Raw genomic sequence first — 21,734 nt, 5'->3', positions numbered from 1 at the left:
ATAGAAAACATATCTATCCTTTAATTTTTTAGATACCACATAAGATAGTAAAAAATTTAAAGCCTTAATATATCTTTTATTTTTAAAGTACTCTTTAATCGTTTTCTTTGGTGGTTGCATAATTTTAGGTTTTATACTTTCAAACCAAGCTGCTTCTTCTATCTTTACCCAGCTTGGTAATTGTTTTAAAAATCCCCCTTTCTTCTCCAACATCAATACCGTAACATCATACTTTTCTTTTGGTATAACAGATAACAAAGAAAGAAGTGATTTTTCTACACCGCCTATATTCATACTACTTATCATAAATAGCACTCTTTTCATAACTATCTCCTTCTACCATCAAAATATTTTATGGCAAAATAAAAAACATCCTCTCCAAGATGTTTTCGCACGCAAAACAATTCATAGCGACTAACGTTCCATATTCCTGAAATACTATAAAAAGAATAATAACAATACCGTATGAAACAGGTTACACACTAGAATCTGCTATTCTATATAACCTTTCCAACTCATCCCTCGTATCTACCATTTCTTTTTCTATATTTTTTCTCAACCGTCCTTCCAACAGTTTATCACCTAATATTTGTACAATAGAATCATACATTTGCTGCTCGTCAAATTGAACTATTAATCCATTATGGTTATGATTTATTTGTTCACTCGCTCCTGTAAAATTTGTACTAATAATCGGATTGTTAAAGCATCTAGCTTCTGCGAGTGTTATGCAGTATCCCTCATAACGAGATGGTTGTACATATATATCACATTGCTTCATAAAAGGATATGGATTTGACATTGCCCCTAAAAATATATAGTCACTTTGAATACCATAATTTTCTACGAGTTTTTCATACATTCCTTTTTCCTTTCCATCTCCTATACAATACCATCTAACATTATAGCCAGCTTTTTTAAGCTTAGCTAATACCGATATTGTTAAATCCTGTCCTTTTTCTACACTCAATCTACCAACAGTAAGAACCCTTACTCCATCAAAATCATCCAAAAATCCGATTCCTTCATTTGCCATCTTTACTATCATGTCAGGTGAAATAATGTTTAAAAAAGTTTCTGTCTTATTAATTAATTCTGGCATCGTTTGAGTAAGTTTTTCCCTTCCTAAATCAGAAACTACAAAAATATGCTGGAACTTTTTATATACTTTACTTACAAAGTATTTGTTAAAATATATCTTTTCAATATCGAAATGTATCCATTGAACCTTTCGTCTAGCTTCTATTTTATTTGCAACAAAATAACTTATAAAATCCATAGGTCCGGCATAAGCAACTGCAATATCATAGTTGTTGTTTATAACAGTGTAATTACGCAAACAATATCTAAAAATAACACTCCTTTCTTTCATAATTTTTGATACTAAATACAAAAAAGTTGTTTGAACAGCTTTTATAACTTTTCCTTGTCTAATAAAACTGCTTATAACGACTCGTGGTGGTTTATTTAATACCTCTTTTATTTCCCCGTAATTTGTTAAATATTCTACATGTATCTCATCTGGGATAAACTCCAAAAAATCCCCTTTTTCTTCTAACATCAAAATTGTTATATCATACTTATCTTTTGGAATTTCTGCAACCATATTCAGCAAAGCCTTCTCCGTACCGCCTATATTCATATTTATAACCATAAATATAATTTTCTTCTTCATATTTCCTCCGAATCACCTTATCCTACTATTTAATAGAATACAATCTTCATTGATTAAAGATTCACTTTCCCGCTCTTATTAATAAGCTTTGGATTCTTAGATTTACTCAGGTTAATATTTTTCTAATAAGGCATACACCTTCTTAAGTTCCCCTTCCGTTCCAACCTGCTCATTCTTTAAGTTCTCACACAAATATTTCTTCAGTAAATTGTCCTCTATAATTTCTTCTATCCCTTCGTACACTTCTTCCGAATTCATCTTCACTATTAAGCCATTTTCCCTATTTTTAATTTGGTTATGAACGGTTATAAAATCAGTTACTACTATAGGTTTTTGAAATATTCTAGCCTCTGCTATCGCTAATCCATATCCTTCATACCTTGACGGTTGTACATATATATCACTTTGTTTTATAAAAGGGTATGGATTCTTGTGAGTACCCAATAGTATAAAAGTATCGTGTAAATTATATTTACTTATCATCTCCTCGAGTTTATTTTGAAGATTCCCTTCCCCTATTACATACCACTTAAATTTATACCCTTTTTGCTTTAATTTATAACAAGCTTCTACGGCCAGTTCATACCCTTTTTCATACACTAACCTACCAATAGTTAATATTCGTAATCCCTCAAACTGATCACTAAACCCCTGCCCCTCATTTGCCATCGATTTAATTAGAGTCGGCGATATAATATCATATACAACCTGGATCCTTGACTCTATTTTAGGAATTTCTTGAATCAATACTTCCTTACAAACATCGGACACGGCTACTATTTCATTAAATTCCTCATAATAGTTCAAATCAAAATCTTTATTATATGCAGCTAACCTATAATCTGTATTCACCCAGGCAATTTTTTTACTTGCGTAAACCTTATTCGCCACAAAATATGTCGGCATTCCTTGACTATAAGCTATGGCAACATCATATTTCCCCTTTAAATTATCCATCCCTTTAGACACCCATCTCCAAACTATTTGAGCTGCATGTAAATTATTATTTATGTATGGATTTCTAAGAGATATCGAAGCTCCAATTCTAAGAAATAACTCTTTAAAGTATTTATGTTTAATTAAATTTTTAAATTTCTCCGCCTGCTTTTTAATAACTATCGGTACATCTAATACGTTTACCTGCTTTGGAAGTAATGGCAAATACAATCCACTAGCAGAAAACATTAACAAATCCACTTCATATTTTTCATAATCCAATAAAGAAAGTAAAGAAACTAAACTTTTTTCTGCTCCTCCACTTTGTAACGAATCTATGACGAATAAAACTTTTTTTTTCATAACTATCACTACCCTAAAGTGTTTTTATTGCGCTCAAAATATTAAACATCATTTATTGATTCTAGCTTTATGAAAATAATGCATATAATTTATCAATTTCATTACGATTTCCGTATTCACCTTTAAGCGTATTTTCCGCCAGTTTTTCCCTCAGCTCTTTATCACCAATAAGTTTCTTTATTCCATTAGCTATCCCATTTATCCCCATCTCAGTTACTATTCCATCGACCCCATCCCGCACCTGACTATTAGCAGTTGAAAAATTAGTAATAAGTACTGGCTTTCCAATAATTTGCGCTTCACGAACTGTTACAGCTTTCCCCTCATACCTAGACGGTTGCACATATATATCACATGCTTTTATATATGGATAAGGATTTGTTTTTTTACCCAGTAAAAAAAATCTTTTTTCCAGATTAAGTTCAGCTAATAACTTCCTAAGTTCAGCTTCTTGTGCTCCATAACCAACTACATACCATTCAATATCATATCCCTGATCTATTAAATCTCTTAATGCATACATAGCAAGATCTATTCCTTTTGCATACGATAACCGTCCTACCGTAACAAGCTTTACTTTTCCTGATTTCACCTGTATTTCTTCGGTAATATCTTCTTGATAAGCTTGCTCACGCACGAACTCAGGAGATAGTATATTTTCTATAATTTCAACCTTTTTATTCACATTTGGTAAACTACTAAGAAATGAATCTCTACATCCTTCTGAAACCGCTACGATATTATCCATCTTGCTCCACATTTTATACTCCATGTCTGTATTAAGTTTTATATTTGAATAATCCGTATGGATCCAACCAATTTTTCTTTTCGCTCGAACTTTATCTCCAATAAAATAATGTGGCCATAAAAAACTAATTGCTACATCATACTCCTCTTCCAATTTCGGTATAAAGGGTAACGTTATTCTCCAACCATATTGAATAACAAGGTATCCAGCTTCTTCACTTTTTACATATCTCCCATGTGCATCACCTAAAATTCTCCCCAAGGTTCTTGTCAATCCAATTGTAATTTGTCCTTCTTGCAATATTTGCTTGATAGATTTTCTAAAAGTAGTATATTGTTTTACTTCCTTTAACAAATTAGGCATTTTAGGCAACAAAAAAAGAAACTCTCCTTCGTGTTTAAATAACATCAAATCTACATCATATTTGCTATAATCGATTGTATTCAATAAACCGATTAAACTTCTTTCTACTCCACCAATTGCCATATCAAATGATGTAATGAGAATTTTTTTCTTTTTCATTTTCTAATCCCTCACCCAATTTATTGTAAAGTTTTATAATAATAACCTTGCCTTCATCGTATATAAATACTTACAATTAATTATGACTCCCTATACTCTACTCCATATAATGCTAACCAATCTGGAATATTATTCTTAATATCAAAACCTAATTCCGAAATCTTATTAACTACTATTTGTGTATTCAATTTTTCTTTTAATAAAGCTCCATGAATTTCTGCAGACCATATTTCCAGTTTTTCATCTAAACTAATAAATGATATTATTCCTAAACCCATATCGACATTTTTAGTTATTGTATTTGCTACTACGCATGGTACCCCCGCACATTGTGCTTCTAATGCCACAATACCGAATCCCTCGAATAAAGATGGAAAAAGAAAAACATCAAACATCCTTATAATTCTTGGAATATCTTTTCTTACCCCCAAAAATCTAATTTTTTCATAGATACCTAAACTTTTTGCTTCTAACTCAATAGAATCCTGTAACGGACCATCTCCTACTAAAACAAGCATAAATTTCGAATCAGACTTTAATACCTCTTTGAACATCTTTAACATAAAAATATGATTTTTAGATTCAGAAAAACGACCAATATGACCTATCACCTTCGCTCCAACTGGTATGTTGAATTCTTCTCTTACTTTATTACTATCCTGTATATCTACATTAACAAATTGATTAGTATCTATTGCATTTTTCACTATCTTTACCTTTGTATTACCAATATTTTCATTAAATAAAAAGCGTGCAGCTTCAACACTGCACGCACAATAATTTGTTCCAGCATAAGCAATAAGTGTTCGTAAAAAAAACAACAAAACTTTCCCTTTCATCCCTGATCCTATCGGCCAATTATTACTATGTGAATGACAAACTCTTATTTTTATACCAGCTATTTTGGCAGCAACAGCAACAAATCCCCCTTGGTAATCAGTATGTGCATGTGCTGCCACATATTGATTACTAGACATTACCTTAACAAGCTCTTTAATGTACGAAAGAGGGCCTGCCTGTCCTAAGCTAGATATTCGATATATTTTCCCACCCAATGCAATTATTTCCTTATCATAATCACATTCTTCACTTTTATGGGAAACAAAATCAAATTGTACCTTTTCTCTATCTACATTCCTATATACATTCATTAGCAACGCCTCTGCACCACCTCGGTCCATCGCACTAACGATATGCAACACCCTTTTAGGTCGTTCTAGTTTACACATTGAAAATTACTCCCATCTAAGAATGATTTTCAAATATACATTTTATCCCCAAAAATTACTCTTATAAACTATCCCTAAAGTAATAACATGTTCATATACAAAATAAATAAAGTAACATAATATTACTGCATAGTAAATTAACTTTTGATCTTTTTCAATAAATAACTTTATAACCCACGATATCAATATCAAATGGTATAATCCAAAATATATAGAAAACCTTGCAAAAATCCAATTTTGAGTTGAGATAATCATAAAAACTAGACCTAATAACGCCATATTTACGATATAATCACTCTCCGGAAAAATCTCTCGTAATCTATGCCTTCCAATAAAAGCGAGGATGAGTGGTGTTGCATCTACCGCAACCCTAAGAATATTAGCCCCACCTTCTTGAAAATCCTTATAGTGACCATATTGTGTATCCCCTATAGTTGCAAAGAAAACTTCTGCAAATTGATTAAATCCTATTACAATAAGCACCGCAAAAAATAGTAGTATAAATGTTATTGTCGACCAAGCTTTTCTTCGGACTACAAAATAAATAGGAATCAATACAAGAGCACTTTGATGAAAAGTAGATGCAAATAGAACTATTAAAAAATATTTTTTCCAATTCCCATCTAAAATATATTTTGTTGCAGCAAAAATAATAGCTGCTGTTAAATACTGTCTCACTCCATTCATTGAAACTAAGTACATCCCCGATGCTATATATACATATAAACTTAACTCAATCATTTTTGAATATTTATATAGAACTGCTACTATTAATATATTTGTTATTAACGCTGTTATAAAAATTAGAAATTGGGGATCATCCGTATACACTTTTAATATCATTTGTAAAATACTAAACCCAACATCCTTACTACTTTGAATATACCCCCAATTGAAATCAGTAACTTTAAAAGCATGCATATAAAAATACGTATCACCAATATTATTTCTAAAACCAGATATTAATACAAGAGAGGTAGTAGCCATTAAAATCAATAATCGATTCGGCTTTAACATCACAATTCCTGTAGTTACCGGCATAGCAAAATACCTTGCAAAAAATGCGAGTATGAATACTATAAAAAGATTCATCCAAAGTATAGTCATTGTTATTCCCTCTCATTTAACTACCAAATAGATTTCTATATATTTGCTTTCACTCTTGTTTTTACTGTTATATAACTATAAAGGATAACTCCAAATGGCAGTGCGCAAAGTGTAAGCACTTTGCATGGTGACTCTTTTATAAATCTTATATTTCTTACCATAAAGCTACTTGATACATAATGTACAGCTTGCCTATATTTAAATAACCTATTTGTAAATGGTAGCTTCATCAGTTCCTTACGATAAAAAGCAAAACCTTTTGGATTCTTACGATACTGATTTAACATATTCATCGAAGAACCGTCAGACAGATATTCAACATAGCAAAGAGCTTCATTCATCAGTAACATCTCATATTTCTGATCCAACATATAATATTTATATGCCAAACCTACATACTTCTCATTTTTAAAAATCGGATATGGATACTTCTTTGTTAGTTCTGTACGATATACTAATTTCTTATCTCCAGTTACACCATGTCTATTGTAGAGATTAAAAAGTGTAGAACGGTTAAGATGTAATGGTAACTTTGAACCAATTACTTTCTCATCTTTATATAAATCAAGAGCGATTATCCCACTTACCTGTTCATTTCCATTTTTATTCCAAAAATTAATGATTTTCTCTACGGCATCACTGGGCATTGAATCATCTGAATCAATACATACATTGAGTTCTGTATCAATCATTTCATAAGCTGTATTATGGGCACCATGCATCCCTTGATTTGGTTGCCAATAATACCGGATGTCTATGTAATCTTCAGAAATCCAAGAATGCACTAACTCCTTTGTATTATCATCAGATCCATCATCTATAATAAGCCATATAAAATCTTTACACGTTTGCTGCTTCAAGCTTTCATAACACCCCTGAAGACAATACGCTCTATTATATGTAGGGGTAAAAACCGTTAGTTTTTTCAAATTTCTCACCTCGATACTGCAACATAAAATTTTTGAGTGAACCCAGTAATATTTTTTATATCGTATCCTTTTTCAGCTAACGCAAATTGTGCAATGCTCCGCGATATCTTCCTATCCGCTATACTTTGTAATTTCCCTATCCACTCTCTTACATCTAACAAAGAACACTGTTCAACTAAATTCAAACCCAAATCTACATCTTGCGTAATAGTGTCTGATATAATACACGGTAAACCCGCCCCTTGCGCTTCAATAAGAGTAACTGGCAAACCTTCATAAATAGATGGAAATATAAACGTATCAAATGCTTGTAATAAACAATTAATATCACTACGTACTCCTAAAAATTTAACCCTATCTGTTAAATTTAGTTTCTCTACTTTCTTCTCCATTTCTACCCGAAGTGGTCCATCTCCCACTAACAAAAGAATAGATCTCGGTCGAGATTCTATTAATTGAGCAAAAATATCTATTAGAAAAGTATGATTTTTTGGATATGCAAATCTTCCAACATGTCCAATCACAAAAGCATCCTCATGAAGTTTCAATTCTTTTCTTACTCGCTCTCTAATTTCTGCAGAAAATGCAAATTTATCACATTCAATTCCATTTTTAAAAATCTCAGTTGCCCTTGCTCTATTAGTAAACAACCATTGTGCTGCAGCTATTGAACATGCAAAAAAATGTGTTGCACACGGCGCAATAAATGCTCCTGCATACCATTTATACATTTTTGCTATAATCCCACCCTCACTACTTGTACTATGACTATGCGCAATCCTAACTGGCACCCTTGCTTTCTTAGCTGAACGAAGTACAAATCCACTCATTTTGTCCATGTGTGAATGTACAATTCTATATTCTTGATGAGAGGAAAAAAAAGTATCCAGCGCTTTTATATATCCTCTATGACCAACATCTATAACATATGGAATTCTATGAATTTTCCCGCCTAACTTTACTATTTCTTCATCAAACACTCCTTCTTTACAAGTTAAAAAATCAAATTGTACTTTTGAGCGGTCTATATTACGATACAAATTCATAATTAAAGTTTCGGCTCCGCCTCTATTCATATTTACGACTACATGTAATACTCTCAATGGAGTGCCCAATTTAAATCCTCCATTTCATCCATATATGTTGTATAAATTTCTTGTTTCTCTTTCAACACTTCATTAACTGAATATTCATTCGTAATAATAGTACGTCCACACTGTCCAAACTGAGCTTGTAATTTAGTATTTTTAGAAATAGAATTTATTCTTTCAGACATCGTCTTTATATCATCACGATCTATAATCCAACCATTTTTATTACTAATAATTAGCTCCCTATGTCCCCGATTGTCAGTAGCTATAACCGGAAGTCCACAAGCCATAGCTTCCATAATATTAACTGGTAAACCTTCCCGGTAACTCGATGCAACAGCTAAGTCACACAGCTGCAACAAAGAGGCTATATCATTTCTATAACCAAGAAAGTGAACCATATTACTCACGCCTAGTTGAGTCGCTATTTTTTTGCACTCTTCCTTTAACGGTCCTTCGCCAGCAAGTAGAAGCTTTGCATGCGGAATTTCATTTTTCAACTGCGCCAATGATTGAATTAAGAAGTTTTGGTTTTTGTTCTTATTAAATTCGGCAGCATAAAACATTAAAAAATCTTTTGTCTTATAACCATTTTCAAGCCTTAATTGCTCTTTTTCATTTTCAGTAACAGGAACATATCGTTCTATATCTACTCCTACACCATGAACAAGTTTAATATTTTTCACCTGAAATCGATGTCTTACGGCTAAATTGTAATCTTCTTGATTAATTGTTATGAGACAATCCGTAGTAGTAGCTAAACTTCTTTCAATCGGATAGTATAGAAGCCAATTTATGAATGGTGATCCTTTACAAAAATGAAATCCATGTGCTGTATATACGACTTTCGTTCCTTGCTGCCTGGCTTTTCGAGCAGCTAAACGAGCAATTACTCCTCCCATAGGCGTATGACAATGAATGATATTATATTTATTTTGATGAATAATTGATTTTAGTTTTTTATATGCGTGGAGGTTTTGTATGCTAAGAGGTGATCTTTGAATAGGAATATTATATTTTTGAGTTACGTACGGAAGATGTATATTCCCATTCGCTGCAACATGTACTTCCCATCCTTGGTCTGCAAACCATTTCAAATATGGTAAATGAAAAGCTTTAAAATGATAATCCACAGTTGCACAAAACAGAACTTTTTTAGACATCATTCCCACGCACCCATCTTATTTTATTCTTATTAAGCTCCCACACCATTATCCTGATACTGGAATTAATATTTTCAATGGCTTGCGATGATTAACTAAATATAATAATCTATCTCGCAATTCCGCTTCATTCAAATCTTCATATATAGAGACAAATTCTTCTACCTCTTCTATACGAACATTCATTTCTTGTCCTACGTAAATCCTTGGGTGAATTTGCTTTTCATTCATTTCATCTTCTTTTAGTAATTCTTCAAAAAGTTTCTCCCCTGGACGTATACCAGTAAATTCTATTCCTATTTCATCTACAGAATTTCCTGATAATCGAATTAGATTTTTGGCAAGATCGACAATTTTCACTGGTTCTCCCATGTCTAAAACAAAAATCTCTCCACCTTTAGCTAAAGAACCAGCTTGCACTACGAGTCTTGATGCTTCCGGGATTGTCATAAAATACCGAACCATATCAGGATGAGTAACTGTAACTGGTCCACCATTTTGAATTTGCTTCTTAAATAAAGGTATTACACTCCCTCTACTTCCTAGGACATTCCCAAAGCGTACAGTAACAAATTTTGTATGACTTAATTTATCTTTATTTTGAATAACCATCTCCGCCAATTTTTTCGTTGCTCCCATAACACTTGTCGGATTCACTGCTTTATCCGAAGAAATCATGACAAACGTTCCCACTCCATGTGCTCTCGCTGCCTCTGCTATATTCATAGTCCCAATCACATTATTTTTAACAGCCTCTTCAGGATTATTCTCCATTAGTGGTACATGTTTATGTGCAGCTGCATGATATACAACGTTTGGAAGATGTTTGCTCATAATTAATTGCATCTTCTTTTCATCTTGTATATCTGCGATTTCAGGGATAAACGTGCCTTTCATATCTCCATATTTTCTGTTTAATTCCATTTCTATAGAATAAATACTGTTCTCCCCATGCCCTAGTAAAATTAACTTTTTCGGCCTGAATTTTGCAATTTGTCTACAAATTTCCGAACCAATCGAACCTCCTGCACCAGTAACTAAAATAACTTTGTCAGTTATATAATCTGAAATAATACCCACATCAAGTTCTACGGTATCACGCCCTAATAAGTCTTCTACTTGAACATCCCTAAATTCATTCACCGAAACTTTACCTGTTACTAAGTCTTCTAACATCGGAAGAATTTGAGTTTTCACTTCTGTTTTTAAACATCTTTTCAAAATAACATTTTGCTCTCTTTTGTTTAATGAAGGAATTGCCAAAATTATTATTTCAATATTCAGATTTTTAACAACGTACTCAATTTGATTAATACCACCAATTACTGGAATCCCCCAAATATCAAGATTATGTTTTTTTACATTATCATCCATAAATGCGACTGGCATTAATTCGGCAGCACTATTCTTTAACAACTGTCTTGCAACCATTGTCCCTGCTGAACCAGCACCAACAATTAAAGTTCTTTTTTTATCACCCTTTTTTACATAATAAGTATCTCTATACATTCTCCATATAAAACGCGAACCACCAATTAATAAAATATGAATCATCCAAGTTACAACTAGCAACCGAAAATACATTTTTGGCATTATTATTTGTTGCACAACTGCTGTAGTAATGATAGAAAATGTAACCACTTTGCATATAATGAGTAACTCTCCTATACTTGCATATTCCCAAGTTTTTTTATACAACTTATAAAGAAAAGCAAACATATGATGACTTACTAATAAAGTAATAGAGCTAATAACTGATGATAAAGTGATAACACTGAAGCTAGCATTTACAAAGAAATAACTAAAAAAAATAGCACCTAATACAATCAGTGAATCCAGTAAAAGCAATAGCGATATCCTCCGTCGATACGTCATATTACTTCCTCCTTTAATTAAGTCCTTACATAACTCTTCCTAATTTATTATAAAATTAAAGTTTCTAACTATATACTCTTTACGAAAAGCACATAGCTACAAACTTTAATAAAAATGGGCATCTAACCCTCCCTCACATTACACTCTTGATGACGCGCATCTAAGGTTGTTTTCACAACCCACAGCATAATCGAGTGCCTCCATTGATAGTGGTCAGGAGACATCACCACATCACAGTTCTATTGAATTTTCTTTATAACGAACATTTTTATATACAAAGCTTACATTAAACATTCTAAATTACATTTATACTTTCCCATTCAAAATTGCACCCAATATTCTACTTTTCGTAAAACTTAACGCTCTTTTCGTTTCAAGCGCATCTTCGTTCACAGTACGATTATAACGAATCACTAATAATACTCCTTCACACTTATCAGCTAAGACACTTGTATCTGTTACTTCTAATACAGGAGAAGAATCAAATAATATGATGTCGTACTGTCCCATCGCCTTTTGAACTAACATATCCATGGCACTCGAACTAAGCACTTCAGATGGATTGAATGGTATCGGTCCGCTAGTTAATACATCCAGGCTTTCCATCTCTGTTTTTTTCACAGCACCCTCTAAAGTTGTTTTTCCGTTCAATATATCAGTTAATCCGATTGTATTTTCCACTCCAAACATTTCATGAATGATTGGTGTTCGCAAATTTGCATCTATTACCAATACTTTTTCACCTTTTTGTGCTATCGAAGCTGCTAAATTAACTGTAATAGTTGATTTCCCTTCACCATACCTTGGAGAAGTAATAACTATAGTTCTACTTTTATGAATAGACGAAGATAATTGAAGGTTTGTTCGAATCGAACGATACTGCTCCGAAATTTTTGATCTTGGAGCGGTATAAGCAATTATACTTTCTCCTTTAACTTTATTTGTTTTTCGTCTATTTTTGTAATCCACTCCGTTTCCTCCCTCAATAACACAGTATTCTTTTCACCATATTTGTCTTTCTTATTTTTCTTATTCATTTTCGAAATTCCACCTAAAACAGAGATATCTAATAATTGCTCAATGCGTCGTTCCGTTTTAATTGTCTCATCAAGAGAATCCAGTAAAAAAATAAAACCGATACTTAGTACCATACCTATAAGGAATCCAATCATTATCGTCTTAATATGATTTATATTAATAGGAATCGAATGTTTTTGAACTGGATCTTCTGGTAATATACTCACATTATTAAAATTCAATATATTAGCTACTTCTTTCTTATATACAGCTGCAGTAGTATTTGCAATTTTGTGTGCAAGTACAGGATCAGTATCTATGACATTAATCCTTATTATTTGAGATCCTTGTACACTTTCTGTACTGATTTGCCCACTTAATGCACTTGCAGATCTATTAATATTCAATTCAGCGCCTACTTTTTCTAATATTACAGGCTCATTTACCATTGCTTTCAATGTATTCATCGTTTCAGCATTAGCTTGGACAATAACTCTTGCTGAGGAGGCATACAATGGAGTTTTTACATATATACTATACATCGCTCCTGCTACTGTTGTGAGAGTTGTAAATAATAGAATTATCCAAATTCTTTTCCGTATGATAGTAAATAGATTTTTTAAATTTATTTCCTTATCCATAACTTCCCTCCTCATTTAAAACCAATGAGCTTGAAATTGACATCAAAACATCAAGAAAAAATAATATTTTTATTGTTTTAAATATACAAACATTTCTAGTTAATGCCATTTTAGTTCTTTATATAGAACGAGTCAACAGAAATTATTTTTACTAAATTACCTCTTGTTGACACCTCTAAAAATGCGACAGCATTCGCTATAATTTATTGTAGATAAATGACGAAAAAGCCCTGATACCGTAGTATCAGGGCTTTTTTCTCTCTTAGTATAGAGACATATATTGATCGCGTTCCCATTGGTGAACTTGCGTGCGGAAAATATCCCACTCAATTTCTTTTGCTTCGATGAAGTGCTCAAGTAAATGCTCTCCTAGTGCACCACATACGATTTCATTAGATTGTAACGTAACTAACGCTTGCGCTAATGTTGCTGGTAAATCAACGATACCTGCTTCTTCGCGCTCTTCTTTCGTCATTACGTAGATGTTACGGTCTACTGCAGCTGGTGGAGTTAATTTGTTTTTAATTCCATCAAGACCTGCTGCTAATAATGTAGCCATTACTAAATACGGGTTTGCAGCTGGGTCAACACTACGTACTTCTACGCGTGTACTAATACCACGAGATGCAGGGATACGTACTAATGGACTACGATTTTGTGCAGACCATGCTACGTAACATGGAGCTTCATATCCAGGTACTAAACGTTTGTAAGAGTTTACAGTTGGGTTTGCTACCGCTGTAAATGCCGGCGCATGTTTTAAAATACCTGCGATGAAGTGACGAGCATCATCACTTAATTGTAAATCACCGTTTTGATCGAAGAATACGTTCTCACCATTTTTAAATAATGATAAGTTACAGTGCATACCTGAACCGTTCACACCGTATAATGGTTTCGGCATAAATGTTGCGTGTAAACCATGTTTACGAGCAATCGTTCTTACAACAAGCTTGAATGTTTGAATGTCATCACATGAGCGAATTGCATTTGCATATTTAAAGTCAATTTCATGTTGACCTGGCGCAACCTCATGGTGAGATGCTTCAATTTCAAAGCCCATTTCTTCAAGTTCAAGAACGATATCACGACGACAGTTTTCCCCTAGATCCATCGGCGCAAGGTCGAAGTATCCACCGTTATCGTTTAATTCCAGTGTTGGATTTCCTTTTTCATCAACTTTAAATAGGAAGAATTCTGGCTCTGGTCCAAGATTGAAATCTGAGAATCCTAATGCTTCCATTTCTTTTAACACACGCTTTAAGTTGTTACGTGGGTCGCCATCAAATGGAGTACCATCAGCATTGTAAATATCACAGATTAAACGAGCTACTTTACCTTTTTCAGCTGTCCAAGGGAAAATTACCCAAGTATCTAAATCCGGATATAAATACATATCAGATTCTTCAATACGTACGAAACCTTCAATAGAAGATCCATCAAACATCATTTTGTTATCAAGAGCTTTTGTTAATTGGCTCACTGGAATTTCTACGTTTTTAATTACCCCTAAAAGGTCCGTAAATTGCAGACGGATATACTTTACATTCTCTTCTTTCGCCAAACGGAAAATATCTTCTTTTGTGTACCTAGCCATTATAAATTCCTCCTTAGTCCCTCTAAACACCTTCAGAATCAGCTATCTTTAGTGAAAAAACCTTGAAATGTCACCTTGTCGCAATGAAGTCCGATTAAATCTACCTGTATGTTGTAGTTCATCTCGAAGAATTTTGCGAAGCTCGGATTTTGAAATTTCTTTCGTTTCTTCTTTTACTTTCACTGCTTCTGTTTGATTTTCTTTCATTTGCAATACTTGTTTAATTCCGGCCATATTTAAGCCTTGATCTAACAAATCTTTAATTTCCAACAATTTATCTACATCGTTAAATGAAAATAATCTACGATTCCCTTTTGTACGAGTTGGAAAAATAAGATTATGCTCTTCATAGTAGCGAATTTGACGTGCAGATAATTGTGTTAAATCCATTACAATACCAATAGGAAACAGCGGAGCAGAACGTCTATCTTCTTTCATCACTTCAGTTCCTCCTTCGCCTTAACTGTTTCTCATTTTATACCATGTTATGTTTAGTGTCAATAGATGTTAGCTTTTCTTACATGATTTTTTATAAATTTTTCCACTCTTTTTTCTAATGGCACAAATCATTGCTTTCACACGAAAAAAGCTGCCGAAATCGACAGCTTCCCTTTAAGAAATTGTTAATAGATTTTTTTCAATTAACGCATCAATCGCAGAACAAATCGCAATCTTTACATGCGAATAAGTTAACCCACCTTGTACGTAAGCAACATAAGGCGGACGAATTGGGCCATCAGCCGACAATTCGATACTTGCACCTTGAATAAACGTCCCCGCAGCCATAATTACATCATCCTCATAACCTGGCATATAGTTTGCATACGGAGTGAAATGAGAATTAATTGGAGATGCATATTGAATCGCTTGACAGAATGCAATCATACGATCTTTATCGTCAAATTGAACAGATTGAATTAAATCCGTTCTTGGTGCATTCCATGCCGGTGATGTATTCATCCCTAATTTCTCTAAAAATGCCGCCGTAAAAATAGCACCTTTCAGCGCTTGACCCGCAACATGCGGCGCTAAGAAGAAACCTTGATACATTTCTTGCAGACTGTATAAAGATGCCCCTGCTTCCGCACCAATCCCTGGAGATGTTAGACGATATGCACACGCTTCAACATACTGTTCTTTACCGACAATGTAACCACCCGTTTTAACAATTCCCCCGCCAGGATTCTTAATAAGAGAACCTGCCATTAAGTCCGCACCAACATGACACGGCTCTTGTTCTTCAATAAACTCGCCATAGCAGTTATCTACAAATACAACAACATCAGGTTTAATTTCTTTAACAAACGCAATCATCTCTTTAATTTGTGAAACTGTAAACGACGGACGAGTAGCATATCCTTTTGAACGTTGAATACCAATCATCTTCGTGTTACTACGGATCGCAGCTGCAACAGCTTCAAAGTCCACAAATCCCTCTTCAGTTAACGGAACTGCGTTATAACCAATATTATATTCTTTAAATGAGCCTACACCTTTTCCGCGCACACCAACGATTTCTTCTAACGTATCATACGGTTTCCCCGTTATGTATAGTAACTCATCTCCCGGACGTAAAACACCAAATAAAGCTGTTGAAATTGCATGAGTACCCGAAATAATTTGAGGACGAACAAGACCCGCTTCCGCTCCAAATACATCCGCATACACTTTCTCTAACGTGTCACGACCAATATCATCATACCCATAACCTGTCGTCGGAATAAAATGCGAATCACTAATTTTATGTTTACGAAAACTTTCTAGCACACGAAATTGATTACTCTCAATTACTTCATCCACACGTTTATGCACTTCTATAATTTGACTTTCTACTTCTTTTACGATTGGAGCAATTTTTTCTCCATTTTTCAAACGATCAAACATTATTATTTTCTCCTTCTTCCACTAAAAATCTCTTTAATTGCCCATTAAGCGATGAATGAGCAAATATATATCCTGTACAATCATATACAAATTTATCTTCTAGAAACTCCATTTTAGTTAATAACGTTTCCGTCTTTAAAAGCGTTAACAACCTACCTTCACCCGGAGGAATTTCCACTTGATAATCATCCATTTCTTCCTTCATCTTCATTTCTATCGCTTCTTTTATACGCAGTAAATCACTTTCTTCAAAAGCACTAGTCATTAAGAAATCACTTTTCGGAAATGGAATGAAGTTTTGATGCAATTTATCTTTTTTATTATATAACGTAATAATAGGAATATGATTAATTTCAAGGTCTGACAATAATTGTTTTACTGTCTGCTCATGCCCTACATAATTAGGATCTGCTGAATCGACAACATGTAAAATAACATCCGCTTCCCCAGCTTCTTCTAGTGTTGAACGAAAAGCAGCAATTAATGACGTAGGTAAATCTTGTATAAAACCAACTGTATCAGTTAGCAATACTGTATAACCAGAAGGTAACGGCATCTTTCTGGTTGTCGGATCTAGCGTTGCAAACAATAAGTTTTCTTCAAACGTATCAGCTTCCGTCAATCTATTAAATAGCGTCGATTTCCCTGCATTTGTATACCCAATTAACGCAACTTGAAACACTTTATTATCTTTCCTTCTCTCACGATATCTTTTTCGATGTTCTACAACAACCGCAAGTTGCTTCTTTATTTCATCAATACGTGATCGAATATGACGACGGTCCGTTTCGAGCTTCGTCTCTCCCGGTCCTCTCGTACCAATTCCACCACCAAGACGTGATAAAGACAAACCTTGCCCCATAAGGCGCGGCATTGTATATTGCAACTGAGCTAGCTCTACTTGAAGCTTACCCTCTCTCGATTTCGCACGTTGCGCAAAGATATCTAGTATTAACTGCGTTCGGTCAATCACTCTCGCATCTAATACTGAAGATAAATTCCGAATTTGGCTTGGTGTTAACTCGTTGTTAAAAATAATAACAGCTGGTTCTAATTCTTCAGTTAACAGCGTAAGCTCTTCAAGTTTACCTTTTCCTATATAAGTCGCAGGATGAAACTTCGGGCGCTTTTGCGTCGTTGATACTAACACTTCCGCTCGCGCAGTCTTTGCTAGCGATACAAGCTCTTTCATGGAATGCATAAATTTTTCATCATCATCTTGCGACAATTGACAGCCAACTAATATGACTTTTTCTTTTTCTTCCATCAAATATGTTCACTCATCCTTTTCGAAATTTAAACCTTCTAATATAATAGCAGAGGAAGCATATTTCATCTAGTTAGCGGGGGAGAAAATTCATGGCATGGGAGATTTTTAGCATCATAGGCACAATCGCCTTTGCACTAAGCGGAGCCATTGTTGCAATGGAAGAAGATTATGATATTTTCGGGGTATATATTTTAGGAATGGCAACCGCATTTGGGGGAGGTGCCCTTCGTAATTTATTAATCGGTTATCCAATCGTCGCATTTTGGCAACAAGACATGTTATTCCAAATCGCACTATTATCAATGACGATTATTTTTCTTTTTCCAAATAAATTAATTAGACAGTGGAAAAAATGGGAAAACATCACGGACGCCATCGGTTTATCAGCATTCGCTGTACAAGGAGCACTCTATGCTCAAAAACTAGATTTACCAATTAGCGCTACAATCGTAGCTGCTGTTTTAACAGGCATCGGCGGCGGTATTATCCGCGACCTTTTAGCTCGCAGAAAACCTCTTGTCCTCCGAGCTGAAGTATATGCGTTTTGGACGATTTTAGCAGGTTTCTTAATTGGCGCTAAAATTATCGTTAGCGATTGGGCTCTATACACCTTATTCATTTTAATTGTTTGCTTCCGCATGATTTCTATTCATTACAAATGGCATTTACCGCATAGACGTATCGATACAAAGGAACGTTCAATGCATAAATAACACTCTAACCTCTTTACATATCGTAAAGAGGTTTTTCTTTTCTAACGAGTTTTTCTTTACATAATGTTTATACTAATTTTTAAAGCGAGGTGAATACCAATGACAAACCATGTTAACAAAGGCGCTCAAAAAAGCTCAGTAAACCAATTTGGACACGATCCTAATTCAGCACACGAAAAGAGCGCTAAAATGGAACGCTTCCATAAATCTCACCAAGAAAAAGAAAAAAAAGAATAAACGAACTTATGCACAAAAAACAGACGCACAGTTTATGTACTGTGCGTCTCCTCTTCCAACATTAAATCAACACTTGATATTCCAATTAAATCATACTTATCATACGTATCTTCTTGCAACAACCGCATAGCCTGTGTGCGAATTGATTTTTCAACAATATTCCGTACGTACCGCCCATTACTAAACGATGTAATTTGCGACGAATACTTTACAGCATGTAAATGATCTCTAAATTTCCACTCAGCTTCCTTTGATAACTGGTATTCACGCTCTTCATACATTCTCTTTCCAATTTCCAACAACTGATTTACCGAGTAATCCGCAAATTCAATAATAAATGGAAAACGAGATTGTAATCCTGGATTTAATGAAAGAAAATGATTCATCTCTCTTGAATATCCAGCTAAAATTAATACAAAACCGTGCTGTTTATCTTCCATATGCTTCACAAGTGTATCAATAGCTTCCTTCCCAAAATCCTTCTCTCCACCCCGCGCTAATGAATACGCTTCATCAATAAATAAAATCCCTCCCATAGCCTTCTTTATTAAATCTCTCGTCTTTTGCGCTGTATGACCGATATACTCACCTACAAGATCAGCACGTTCAGCTTCAACTAAATGCCCCTTCGATAAAATATTCATCTCAAACAACAATTTTCCTATCATTCTAGCAACGGTTGTCTTCCCAGTACCGGGATTCCCCCTAAATAACATGTGAAGCACTTGCTTCTCAGACTTCAACCCCACCTCTTGCCTTTTTTTATTTACATAAATCCAAGCATAAATTTCTTTTATTATCTTTTTTATATCATCCATCCCAACAAGTTTTCCCATCTCTTCTTCAATTCTCTGCAACATCTCATGTTTAGTAGTGGTTTCACTTGAAATTACCGTTTGATTTTCTGATGCCGGTAACGAAATTTTTTTTCGATGGTTTAATACAATATTAATTTGATTGTTATTTTTCTTACGCATCGATTGTTCCATACAATCACCTCATTTTATCCACTCACCAAATATTATTATTCCAGTCCCTCTTGCAAATGCCTATTTTCAGAAAAGTTTGCTATAATATAAGAAATAATTAAGGTGGTGGGACTATGGAAACAACGGAATTCCATGATACAATACAAGCCTTTTCTATTTTTTTATTGAATAAAGGCCGAAAGTCTTCAACCATTAAACGTTACGTTTATGACATTGAAGATTTTGGACATTGGTTAGAAAAAAACAAAAAGCTCCCTTCCAGTAATATATGGGCAACACTTTGTACAAAAGACTATGAAGATTACTTTTCAGACTTAAAAAAGAATCGACACTACTCTGAGAAAACAATGCATCGCGTATTTATTGTATTAAATAGAATGCATCATTTTCTTAACATTCCAAATCCATTGAAGAATATGGAAATTACTATTCAACCAAACCGTTCATTGCGTAATGAAGATTTCATTTCATCCGATGAAGAAAAAAGATTAAAGCATATAGTCACTTCATTAGAAGGACTTTCAGAAAAACAACGTCCTGTTCGTCCGTTATTAATGGATCGTAATATTTCTATTTTAAGTCTATTAATCGATTACGGACTATCCTTACAGGAACTTACAGCACTAGCTATGCATCACGTTCATTTCGAAACTAATACACTTTCTATTCCAGCAACCGCAGGCGTAGAAAGAACAATCACATTAGCAACCGAAGACAAAAAACAACTGTACACATATTATAAAAGTATTCCAGAACCAGTTCGTCCTAAATACCATAGTAATGACCCATTGTTTGTTGCATTCGATTTTAACCGCGGAACATACAGATGGGTATACGAAAACGACGCACCAAAAGCACTAACAGAAATCGCTATCCAAAAAATGATCCGCCTTGAAGTAGCAAGAGCGAATTTACGCAAAGGAATCTCAGGACAACACTTTCGTAACACCTATATTTTAAACTTAATAAAAAAAGAAACGCCGGAATCAGAAATTATAAAACTAGCTGGATTCAAATCAAAAATTTCACTAAAACGATATTATAAATACGCAGAAAATAGAAAAAACGCCTTATTGTAAGGCGTTTTTTCTATTTTTTCTTTAAACAAAAAATTTTACTATGACCATTTAACTAATTTTTGCATCTACTATGATGAGTTTCATTCACATTCTCATTAGAAAGGAGAGATTTAATGTCTCGTTATGACGACAGTCAAAACAAGTTCTCCAAACCATGCTTTCCAAGTAGCGCCGGACGAATCTCAAACACACCATCCATCCCAATTTCTAAAGCACAAATTAGAACATTTCGAGCGATTATTAACGATTTAATTAAAATAATCCCAAAACTTTTCGCCAATCCATCTCCTAAAAACATCGAAGATCTAATTGATACTTTAAACCTACTAAGTAAATTCATCTGTTCGCTAGACGCTACTTCCTCCCTGAAAGCGCAAGGATTAGCTATTATAAAAAACTTAATAACTACATTAAAAAATCCAACCTTCGTACCGGATGCTGTATTTGTTGAACTCCAAATTTTAATTAATTATTTACTTTACATCACAAAGTTATTCCGAATCGATCATTGTACACTCCAAGAACTCCTTAAATTAATTGCAGAGTTACAAACTACTCTAGTTAATTCAGCTTCGTTCGGCAGAGGGCCTACAGGACCTACTGGACCAGCTGGAGCTACGGGTGCGACGGGCACTACTGGACCTCGAGGTAATACGGGTGTTACCGGAC

20 protein-coding genes and 1 pseudogene are annotated in these 21,734 nt (G+C 34.1%); 4 read left to right on the top strand and 17 right to left on the bottom strand.

Going from position 1 to position 21,734, the window contains the following annotated elements; all coding sequences use genetic code 11:
- From ACFWDE_RS11035 to hflX, 16 genes and pseudogenes are all read right to left on the bottom strand, one after another.
- Nucleotides 1-324 (bottom strand): annotated as a pseudogene (locus ACFWDE_RS11035) (glycosyltransferase); the annotation flags it as partial.
- Between the two features lie 151 nt (nt 325-475).
- Nucleotides 476-1,675: a glycosyltransferase gene (locus ACFWDE_RS11030; protein ID WP_377892261.1), complete on the bottom strand. Its 1,200-nt coding sequence runs from the start codon at nt 1,673-1,675 to the stop codon at nt 476-478.
- A 111-nt stretch (nt 1,676-1,786) separates the two neighbouring features.
- Nucleotides 1,787-2,974: a glycosyltransferase gene (locus tag ACFWDE_RS11025; RefSeq protein WP_377892257.1), complete on the bottom strand. Its 1,188-nt coding sequence runs from the start codon at nt 2,972-2,974 to the stop codon at nt 1,787-1,789.
- Between the two features lie 67 nt (nt 2,975-3,041).
- On the bottom strand, nt 3,042-4,244 hold the full coding sequence (locus ACFWDE_RS11020; RefSeq protein WP_377892254.1) for a glycosyltransferase: 1,203 nt from the start codon (nt 4,242-4,244) through the stop codon (nt 3,042-3,044).
- 80 nt (nt 4,245-4,324) lie between these two features.
- The gene (locus ACFWDE_RS11015; RefSeq protein WP_377892252.1) at nt 4,325-5,473 is read right to left on the bottom strand and encodes a glycosyltransferase family 1 protein; all 1,149 of its coding nucleotides are present in this window, start codon (nt 5,471-5,473) and stop codon (nt 4,325-4,327) included.
- Between the two features lie 42 nt (nt 5,474-5,515).
- Nucleotides 5,516-6,580 carry an EpsG family protein gene (locus ACFWDE_RS11010; protein ID WP_377892250.1) on the bottom strand — a complete coding sequence of 355 codons (1,065 nt, stop codon included), beginning with the start codon at nt 6,578-6,580 and terminating at the stop codon, nt 5,516-5,518.
- A gap of 35 nt (nt 6,581-6,615) precedes the next feature.
- The gene (locus ACFWDE_RS11005; RefSeq protein WP_377892248.1) at nt 6,616-7,509 is read right to left on the bottom strand and encodes a glycosyltransferase family 2 protein; all 894 of its coding nucleotides are present in this window, start codon (nt 7,507-7,509) and stop codon (nt 6,616-6,618) included.
- A gap of 5 nt (nt 7,510-7,514) precedes the next feature.
- Nucleotides 7,515-8,624, bottom strand: coding sequence for a glycosyltransferase family 1 protein (locus tag ACFWDE_RS11000; protein ID WP_377892246.1), 1,110 nt, complete (start codon nt 8,622-8,624; stop codon nt 7,515-7,517).
- Nucleotides 8,609-9,766, bottom strand: a complete 1,158-nt coding sequence (locus ACFWDE_RS10995) for a glycosyltransferase family 4 protein (RefSeq protein ID WP_377892244.1) — start codon at nt 9,764-9,766, stop codon at nt 8,609-8,611. The genes ACFWDE_RS11000 and ACFWDE_RS10995 overlap by 16 nt, the downstream gene beginning before the upstream one ends.
- 45 nt (nt 9,767-9,811) lie before the next feature.
- Complete coding sequence (locus tag ACFWDE_RS10990; protein ID WP_377892241.1) at nt 9,812-11,638, bottom strand: polysaccharide biosynthesis protein; 1,827 nt, start codon at nt 11,636-11,638, stop codon at nt 9,812-9,814.
- 306 nt (nt 11,639-11,944) lie between these two features.
- Nucleotides 11,945-12,607 (bottom strand): CpsD/CapB family tyrosine-protein kinase, encoded by a 663-nt coding sequence (locus ACFWDE_RS10985; RefSeq protein ID WP_002146214.1) that lies wholly within the window; start codon nt 12,605-12,607, stop codon nt 11,945-11,947.
- On the bottom strand, nt 12,556-13,296 hold the full coding sequence (locus tag ACFWDE_RS10980) for a YveK family protein (protein WP_377892237.1): 741 nt from the start codon (nt 13,294-13,296) through the stop codon (nt 12,556-12,558). The genes ACFWDE_RS10985 and ACFWDE_RS10980 overlap by 52 nt, the downstream gene beginning before the upstream one ends.
- A 262-nt stretch (nt 13,297-13,558) precedes the next feature.
- Entirely contained in the window at nt 13,559-14,893 is a 1,335-nt protein-coding gene (gene glnA / locus ACFWDE_RS10975; protein ID WP_002146212.1) for a type I glutamate--ammonia ligase, read from the bottom strand.
- 48 nt (nt 14,894-14,941) lie between these two features.
- Nucleotides 14,942-15,331, bottom strand: coding sequence for a transcriptional repressor GlnR (gene glnR, locus ACFWDE_RS10970; protein ID WP_002014475.1), 390 nt, complete (start codon nt 15,329-15,331; stop codon nt 14,942-14,944).
- Nucleotides 15,332-15,505: 174 nt separating this feature from the next.
- Nucleotides 15,506-16,777 carry a methionine gamma-lyase family protein gene (locus tag ACFWDE_RS10965; protein WP_377892235.1) on the bottom strand — a complete coding sequence of 424 codons (1,272 nt, stop codon included), beginning with the start codon at nt 16,775-16,777 and terminating at the stop codon, nt 15,506-15,508.
- Nucleotides 16,770-18,044 carry a GTPase HflX gene (hflX, locus tag ACFWDE_RS10960; protein WP_377892233.1) on the bottom strand — a complete coding sequence of 425 codons (1,275 nt, stop codon included), beginning with the start codon at nt 18,042-18,044 and terminating at the stop codon, nt 16,770-16,772. The genes ACFWDE_RS10965 and hflX overlap by 8 nt, the downstream gene beginning before the upstream one ends.
- Nucleotides 18,045-18,136: 92 nt before the next feature.
- Here hflX and ACFWDE_RS10955 point away from each other — a divergent pair, with 92 nt between their 5' ends.
- Both ACFWDE_RS10955 and ACFWDE_RS10950 read left to right on the top strand, forming a co-directional pair.
- Nucleotides 18,137-18,760: a trimeric intracellular cation channel family protein gene (locus ACFWDE_RS10955; RefSeq protein ID WP_002146207.1), complete on the top strand. Its 624-nt coding sequence runs from the start codon at nt 18,137-18,139 to the stop codon at nt 18,758-18,760.
- Between the two features lie 99 nt (nt 18,761-18,859).
- Entirely contained in the window at nt 18,860-18,997 is a 138-nt protein-coding gene (locus ACFWDE_RS10950) for a hypothetical protein (protein WP_000181506.1), read from the top strand.
- A gap of 32 nt (nt 18,998-19,029) precedes the next feature.
- Here ACFWDE_RS10950 and spoVK read toward each other — a convergent pair whose 3' ends face one another.
- The gene (gene spoVK, locus ACFWDE_RS10945; RefSeq protein ID WP_002146206.1) at nt 19,030-19,986 is read right to left on the bottom strand and encodes a stage V sporulation protein K; all 957 of its coding nucleotides are present in this window, start codon (nt 19,984-19,986) and stop codon (nt 19,030-19,032) included.
- Between the two features lie 113 nt (nt 19,987-20,099).
- Between spoVK and ACFWDE_RS10940 the strand changes: the two genes are divergently transcribed.
- Together ACFWDE_RS10940 and ACFWDE_RS10935 are read left to right on the top strand one after the other, a co-directional pair.
- A complete protein-coding gene (locus ACFWDE_RS10940) occupies nt 20,100-21,065 on the top strand; it encodes a tyrosine-type recombinase/integrase (RefSeq protein WP_002146205.1) in 966 nt (321 codons plus the stop codon).
- Nucleotides 21,066-21,178: 113 nt separating this feature from the next.
- Nucleotides 21,179-21,734 (top strand): collagen-like repeat preface domain-containing protein (locus ACFWDE_RS10935; protein ID WP_377892229.1); only part of this gene is annotated, 556 nt, incomplete at its 3' end.

The sequence above is a fragment of the Bacillus sp. NPDC060175 genome (assembly GCF_042728695.1).
In the GTDB taxonomy this organism is placed as follows: Bacteria; Bacillota; Bacilli; order Bacillales; family Bacillaceae_G; genus Bacillus_A.
This window is presented reverse-complemented; position numbering and strand designations above follow the sequence as displayed.